8 protein-coding genes and 1 pseudogene are annotated in these 6,611 nt (G+C 62.7%); 7 read left to right on the forward strand and 2 right to left on the reverse strand.

Going from position 1 to position 6,611, the window contains the following annotated elements; genetic code table 11:
* Window positions 1-186: pseudogene (locus H7225_RS04705) on the reverse strand (EamA/RhaT family transporter); the annotation flags it as partial.
* Between the two features lie 129 nt (window positions 187-315).
* A complete protein-coding gene (locus H7225_RS04710; RefSeq protein ID WP_290659630.1) occupies window positions 316-801 on the reverse strand; it encodes a hypothetical protein in 486 nt (161 codons plus the stop codon).
* Between the two features lie 132 nt (window positions 802-933).
* Between H7225_RS04710 and H7225_RS04715 the strand changes: the two genes are divergently transcribed.
* From H7225_RS04715 to H7225_RS04745, 7 genes are all read left to right on the forward strand, one after another.
* Window positions 934-1,902 carry a shikimate dehydrogenase gene (locus H7225_RS04715; protein ID WP_290659635.1) on the forward strand — a complete coding sequence of 323 codons (969 nt, stop codon included), beginning with the start codon at window positions 934-936 and terminating at the stop codon, window positions 1,900-1,902.
* Window positions 1,881-3,029, forward strand: a complete 1,149-nt coding sequence (locus tag H7225_RS04720) for an ABC transporter substrate-binding protein (protein WP_290659636.1) — start codon at window positions 1,881-1,883, stop codon at window positions 3,027-3,029. Before H7225_RS04715 ends, H7225_RS04720 begins: the two co-directional genes overlap by 22 nt.
* Complete coding sequence (locus H7225_RS04725; protein ID WP_290659631.1) at window positions 3,026-3,901, forward strand: branched-chain amino acid ABC transporter permease; 876 nt, start codon at window positions 3,026-3,028, stop codon at window positions 3,899-3,901. Before H7225_RS04720 ends, H7225_RS04725 begins: the two co-directional genes overlap by 4 nt.
* Window positions 3,898-4,854: a branched-chain amino acid ABC transporter permease gene (locus tag H7225_RS04730; protein ID WP_290659632.1), complete on the forward strand. Its 957-nt coding sequence runs from the start codon at window positions 3,898-3,900 to the stop codon at window positions 4,852-4,854. The genes H7225_RS04725 and H7225_RS04730 overlap by 4 nt, the downstream gene beginning before the upstream one ends.
* The gene (locus tag H7225_RS04735) at window positions 4,851-5,609 is read left to right on the forward strand and encodes an ABC transporter ATP-binding protein (protein ID WP_290659633.1); all 759 of its coding nucleotides are present in this window, start codon (window positions 4,851-4,853) and stop codon (window positions 5,607-5,609) included. The genes H7225_RS04730 and H7225_RS04735 overlap by 4 nt, the downstream gene beginning before the upstream one ends.
* Before the next feature lie 53 nt (window positions 5,610-5,662).
* Window positions 5,663-6,418 carry an ABC transporter ATP-binding protein gene (locus H7225_RS04740; protein WP_290659634.1) on the forward strand — a complete coding sequence of 252 codons (756 nt, stop codon included), beginning with the start codon at window positions 5,663-5,665 and terminating at the stop codon, window positions 6,416-6,418.
* 53 nt (window positions 6,419-6,471) lie between these two features.
* The coding region (locus tag H7225_RS04745; RefSeq protein ID WP_290659637.1) for a type II 3-dehydroquinate dehydratase at window positions 6,472-6,611 on the forward strand (140 nt) is incomplete at its 3' end.

The following is a 6,611-nucleotide window of genomic DNA, read 5'->3' on the forward strand; positions in this document are numbered from 1 at the left end:
CTTGCGCGGCGGCCACGGGTTGCGCAGCACCCGCATCAAGACGGCCAGGGTGATGGCGGCCAGAATGCAGCGCACTCCGGCTGTGCCCCAGGCCCCAAGTTGCGGAGTGGCAATACGCAGCATGGGAAACGAGCCGCCCCACAGGGCAGACAGAGCGACGAGCTGGAGGAAGTGGCGGGCTTTCATGTCTTGGGGCATTGTCGTGTAGCAACAGACCCTCACCCAGCCATCTCCCGTGCGCGGGAGAGGGCGCTGGCCGGGTACCTTGCAGGTTCCCGGCCAGCTCCGCTTCTGATGTTTCTGCCTTGCTGAAGATCAGTCGCCGACCCAGGGCCGCACGGGCTCGTCCGTGCTCAAGGTGCGCACCACCATGCCCTGTTTGTCCACATAGGCATGGAACAGACGGGGCGTGCCGGCCTCCCAGTAACGCCAGGTCCACACGTCGCCACCGAAGCTGCCTATCTGGCCCACCTCGGACGGCGGGCCCAACTCGCGGCGAAAGTCGGCGGACGACAGTTCCCGGCCCGACAGGCTGTTCAGCACCGACGGCTGCAGCGCCTGCGTGACGGCTGCCACCCGGCCCGAGGCATCGATGTCGATGTTGTAGGTCTGGCGCCCCCAGGCCCCATACGAATACTGCAAGCGTGTGCCAGTGGCATCAACGTAGCTTGCAGTGGGTGGCCCCATCTTCTGCAGCTCGGCTTCACGCGGGGCACCAACTTGCGTGTACTGCGGGATGCCGGCGCATCCGCCCAAAACGAGGGCGGCCACCAGCGCGGCGGAACAAACGGTTTTATTCACTGGCTATCTCCCTCAATCGAGTCCATCTGAACATCGATTCTGGGTGACATGTTCCACTCGCGCTAAAGTCGGATGCCTTACCCGCAATCCGGACAGAGTATCAAAACGTTCATGGACAAAAACCTCAACCCCATGCCCTTGGTGAGTGGTACCACCGATGTGTATCTCATCCTCGGCGATCCGGTCGAGCAGGTGCGGGCGCCGCAGGTGTTCAACCTGGTCTTTGCCCGCATGGGCATAGATGCCGTGCTGGTGCCCGCCCATGTGGCGCCCGAGCACCTGGAGGCATTCGTCCGCACGGCCTTTCTTTCAAAAAACATCAAAGGCATGTGGGTTGCGATTCCCCATAAGGCGCCGATCACGCAACTGCTGGACAGCTGCACGGAGCTGGGCCGCATTGCAGGCGCCGTCAACGGCATCCGCCGCAACGCAGACGGGCGGCTGAAAGGCGGCCTGTTTGACGGGGAAGGCTTTGTGGCCTCGCTTGACTGGTTTGGCATCGGCTATGCAGGCAAGCGGGCGCTGGTGATAGGTGCAGGTGGCGGGGCTTCGGCTATCGCCGTGTCCCTGGCCTGTGCAGGTGCCCGCTCATGCGCCGAGGTGGCGTTGTATGACCCGGTGCCGGGCAAGGCGGCCGAGGTCGCGGCGCGGATTGCAGCGTCCAGCCAGGCCGTGGTGCGGGCGGCAGGTAGCAACGACCCTGCTGGCTACGACGTGGTCATCAACGCCTCGCCGCTTGGCCTCCTGCTTGATGACGCCATGCCCTGCGACGTGTCCCGCATGGACGCGCATGCGGCGCTGGTGGACATCCTCATGAAGAACCAGCCCACGCCGCTGGTGCGGGCAGCGCGCGCCCGCGGCCTGGTGGCCCAGCCGGGCTTTGAAATGCTGATTCAGCAGACTCACCTGTACCTGGACTTTTTTGGCTTCATCCAAGCGGCTGAACAGGTGCGACAGGACGCCACCTTTCTTCGGGAGATGATCTACCCTGCCGAGCTGGCCGGCGAGATCATCCGCACCACAGGCAGCCATTCGACAAAAATCAACCACCCTGAAGAGACAACACCATGCAAAAAATCATTCGCAAACGCACCGCCTTGAAACTCATCGCCGCCTGCGCTTTTGCCGCGTCCCTGGCACCGGCCCTGGCACAAGAGGTGATCAAGATCGCCAACATCGTGGAACTGTCGGGCGGCGGTGCCACGGCGGGCACCAACTTCAAGAACGGTATCGAGCTGGCCGTCAAGGAAATCAACGCGCAGGGCGGCATCCTCGGCAGGAAGATCCAGACCACCACCACCGACACGCAGAGCAACCCTGGCATTGCCAAGGGCCTGACGCAAAAGGCAATTGACGACGGCGTGTTCGCCATCTTCGGGCCGGTGTTCTCCGGCTCCATCATGGTGAGCATGGCCGAGAGCCGCAAGGCCGAGGTGCCCAACTTCACCGGGGGGGAGGCCGCCAGCATCACCGAGCAGGGCAACCCCTACGTGTTTCGCACCAGCTTCACCCAGGCCACAGCCATGCCAAAAGTCGCTCGTTACATCAGCGACACCGCAAGGCTCAAGACCCTGGCCGTGATCTATGTGAACAACGACTTCGGCAAGGGCGGCAACGACATGATCACCAAGGCCCTCGCCAATTCGCCAACGAAGATCGTCGCCAGCATTTCCACCGACGCCGGCCAGGTCGACTTCTCGGCCGCCGTGCTCAAGGCCAAGCAGAGCAATGCAGACGGCGTGTTCGTCTACACCAATGAAGAAGAGTCGGCCCGCGCCTTGCGCGAGTTGCGCAAGCAGGGCTGGACCAAACCCATCATCGGCGAGACCACGCTCACCGGCCAGAAGGTCATCGAGCTGGCCGGGGAGGCCGCCAACGGCGCGGTGGGTCACGTGGGCCTGACGGTTGACGCGCCCATCCCCGCGGTGCGCGCCTTCAAGGCCAAGTTCGAGAAGGAATACAAGTACGTCTCGGACCACAACGGCATGAAAGGCTACAGCGGCATTTATGTGCTCAAGGCCGCGATTGAAAAGACCGGCAAACTTGACCGTAAGGCCGTGGCGCAGACGCTCAAGAACTTCACCGTGACCACCCAGCAGTCGCCCGGCGTGTTGATGGACGTGACCTTTGACGGCAAGGGCGACGTGGACCGCGACAGCTTCCTGGTGGAAGTGAAGAACGGCAAACAGGAGGTGATTGCCACCTTGCCCCCGCTCGGCAAGAAGTGACCGACTTCCTGCAACTTTTCTTCTCGGGCCTGGCCACGGGCAGCATCTACGGCCTGGCCGCGCTGGGTTTTACGCTGCTGTGGCAGGCCAGCGGCACCATCAACTTTGCCCAGGGCGAGTTTGTCATGCTGCCGGCGTTCATGATGCTGGGCTTCATGTCGCTGGGCGCACCACTGCTGGTGAGCTTTGTGATGGCGGTGCTGCTGGCGGTGCTGGTGCTGGGCTGGCTGTTCAAGCGCGGCATTGTGGACCCGCTGTTTCGCTACGGCATGATGCCCATCGTGGTGGCCACCATCGGCCTGTCGATCTTCATGCGCAACGGCGTGCGCGCTGCCTACAGCGCCGAGGCCCACCCCTTTCCCAGCCTGTTTGCCGACAGGCTGTTCAACATTGCCGGCGTGACCATCACGCTGGCCGACATGGGCACCTTCGTGCTGGCGCTGGCCATCGTGTTTGCCACGCAGGCCTTCATCACGCGCACGGTCACCGGCCGGGCCATGCAGGCGGTGGCGCAGAACACCGAAAGCGCGCAGGTGCTGGGCATCGACGTGCCGCGCATGATCTTCTATGCCTTTGCCATCAACGCCATGCTGGCGGTGGCTGCGGCGCTGCTCGTCACGCCTACCTACCTGGCCAAGTTCGACATGGGGGAGTCGCTGGGCAACAAGGCATTTTTTGCAGCGATCATCGGAGGCTTCAACAACTCGCGCGGCGCGCTGTTGGGCGGGCTGATCGTTGGCGTGTGCGAGAACCTGGCCGCTGCCTACATCTCGCCGGCCTACAAGGACGCGGTAGCGCTGGTGCTGTTCATGGTGGTGATCATGTTCAAGCCGCAAGGCCTGCTGGGCAAGAAAGAAGAGCGCAAAGTATGAGCCGCAAAACCGCTCTCATGGCCACGGTGGTGGTGTTTGTACTGCTGCTGGCGGCCCCGGCGTTTCTGAAAAACTACGGCATTTATCTGCTGACCACCTGGCTGATTTTCATCATCGCGACCATGGGGCTGAACCTCACCGTCGGCTATGCGGGGCAGAAGTCGCTGGGGCATGCCGCCTTCTTTGGCATTGGCGCCTACACAGTGGCGATTCTCATGAAGGCGGGCATCAGCTTCTGGCTGGGGCTGCCGGCTGCGGCGCTGATCTGCTTTGCAACCGGCATCGTGCTGGGCTTTCCGGCGCTGCGGGTGCAGGCCATTTACCTGGCCTTTGCCACGCTCGGCTTCAACACGGCGGTGTGGCTGCTGATGCGCAATGAAGAGTGGCTGACCGGCGGCACTTTTGGTATCAACAACATCGCGCGGCCGCAGTTGCTGGGCGTGTCGCTGGAGGGCAATGGTGCGTATTTCTATTTTGTGCTGGTGGTTACCGTGCTCATGTCCGCCCTGCTGTGGGGCTTGCTCCGCTCGCCTTGGGGCAAGGCGTTTACCGCGCTGCGCGACAACCCGATACGGGCCGAGAGCCTGGGCATCCACATCCGCAACTACACGTTGCTGAGCTTTGCGATTGGTGCCGCGTATGCGGGCGTGGCCGGCGCGCTGTTTGCGTCGCTGGTGCAGTTTATTGAGCCGGCGCCTTTCACGGTGGCTGCGTCGATCATGATGTATCTGATGGTGGTGGTAGGCGGCCCCGGCTATTTTTTCGGCCCGGTCATCGGCGCTGCGGTGGGTGTGGTGTTGCCCGAGTGGCTGCGCGATGTGCCCTTTGCCTCCAACTGGTATTTGCCGCTCTTTGGCGCGGCGGTGGTCGCGCTGATGGTGTGGCTGCCCGACGGGCTGTTGAGCTTGCCGGACAAATTGAAGGCGCGGCGCTTGTCGCGTAAAGCGCCATGACCGCCCCGCTCCTGAAAGTGACGGGCCTGAAGAAATCCTATGGCGCGATCCAGGCGGTTGCCGGCGTCAGCTTTGAAGTCATGCCCGGCGAGATTTTTGGGGTGATTGGCCCCAACGGCTCGGGCAAGACCACCCTGTTCAATTCCATGCTGGGGCAGATCACGCCTGATGCGGGGACGATTGAGCTCAACGGCAAAAATGTCTCTCGCCTGGGCCCGATGGCGCTCAACCGCCTGGGCGTGGGCCGCACCTTCCAGACCTTGCAGGTGTTCGGCAAGATGACGGTGCGCGACAACCTGATCGTCGCGGCGCAGGAGCATCAGGGCAGCATGTTCGGCCGCATCTTTGCGCCGACGGACTCGGGCCTGGGTGCCAGGGCTGATGCCTTGATCGACCGCTTCCGCATCCGCCATGTAGCCCACCTGAAGGCCGGCACGCTGAGCTATGGGCAGCAAAAGCTGGTGGATATTGCCATGGCTTTCATGAGTGAGCCGGACCTGGTGCTGCTGGACGAACCCTGCGCCGGAGTCAACCCTGCACTGGTGGGCAGCATCTCCACCTTGCTGGGGGACCTGAACCGCAACCCGGTCGATGGCAAGCGCAGCAGCTTTGTGGTCATCGAACACAACATGGATTTTGTGATGGGGCTGTGCCACAGGATCATGGTGCTGGTGGAAGGGCAGGTAATGGCCATCGGCACCCCGGCGGAGATACGCGGTAACAGGCAGGTGCTGGAGGCGTATTTGGGGGGGTGAAAACCTCAAACGCTTAAAGTAGCACTAACTCATCCCGCCAGACAAACGCCGTCATGCCCCACGACACCTGCATTGAATTTGACAACGTCGTTGCCGGTTACAAGGATTTCATGGTCCTAAACAACCTGTCCTTCAAGGCCAGCCGCGGATCGATCACCCTCCTGCTCGGCCCCAACGGCGCGGGGAAATCCACTGTCCTGAAGGCCCTTTTCGGCCTGCTCAAACCACGCCAGGGCCGCATCCTGCTGGACGGTGACAACATCGGTGGCGCGACACAAAAACAATTGCTCGCCAGGGGCATCGCTTTCGTTCCCCAGGGCCGCAACCTGTTTGGCCAGCTCACCGTGTTCCAGAACCTGGAGCTCGGCGGTATCACCCTGGGCATGAAGACCACGCACGAGCGCATCCCCGAAGTGCTTGAGCTTTTTCCCCGCGTGAAAGAGCGCATGAACAGCCAGGCCTCGGCCCTCTCGGGCGGCGAACAGAAGCAGCTTGAAATCGGCCGCGCGCTCCTGCTGCGGCCCAAGGTGCTGTTGATCGACGAGCCCAGCATCGGGTTGTCCCCCATCGTCGTGCAGGACGTGTTCAAACTGCTGCGCGGGCTGGCGGACCAGGGCACGACGGTGCTGATGGTGGAGCAGAACGTCAAGAGCGCGCTCAAGGTGTCAGACGAAGCGATTGCGCTTGAGTCTGGCCGGCTGGTGCTGCAACGCCCGGCGTCAGAATTGCTGGCCGACCCGGATATCGAGCGGCTCTTTCTGGGGGGTGGGCACGGTGGTGCGCGGCAGGCGCAAGTCGCGGCACAATAGCCCCGCTGGTGCCCGACTTTCTCCAAACCGCCGACTCCGAAGAAACCTGAGCCATGAAAACTGCCATCGTCCTGAACGGCCCCAACCTCAATTTGCTGGGCACCCGCGAGCCCCAGGTCTATGGCTCGCACACCTTGGCCGATGTGGAGCAACTGTGCGCTGCGGCCTGCGTCAGCCACAGCCTGAAGCTGGA

The organism is Aquabacterium sp. (assembly GCF_014378415.1).
Classification (GTDB): Bacteria; Pseudomonadota; Gammaproteobacteria; order Burkholderiales; family Burkholderiaceae_C; genus Aquabacterium.

Bases quoted from the DNA above. Each gene is read 5' to 3' on its own strand.
- H7225_RS04740 (WP_290659634.1), top strand. From the start codon at position 5,663: ATGCCCCACGACACCTGCATTGAATTTGACAACGTCGTTGCCGGTTAC.
- H7225_RS04715 (WP_290659635.1), top strand. From the start codon at position 934: ATGCCCTTGGTGAGTGGTACCACCGATGTGTATCTCATCCTCGGCGAT.
- H7225_RS04730 (WP_290659632.1), top strand. From the start codon at position 3,898: ATGAGCCGCAAAACCGCTCTCATGGCCACGGTGGTGGTGTTTGTACTG.
- H7225_RS04735 (WP_290659633.1), top strand. From the start codon at position 4,851: ATGACCGCCCCGCTCCTGAAAGTGACGGGCCTGAAGAAATCCTATGGC.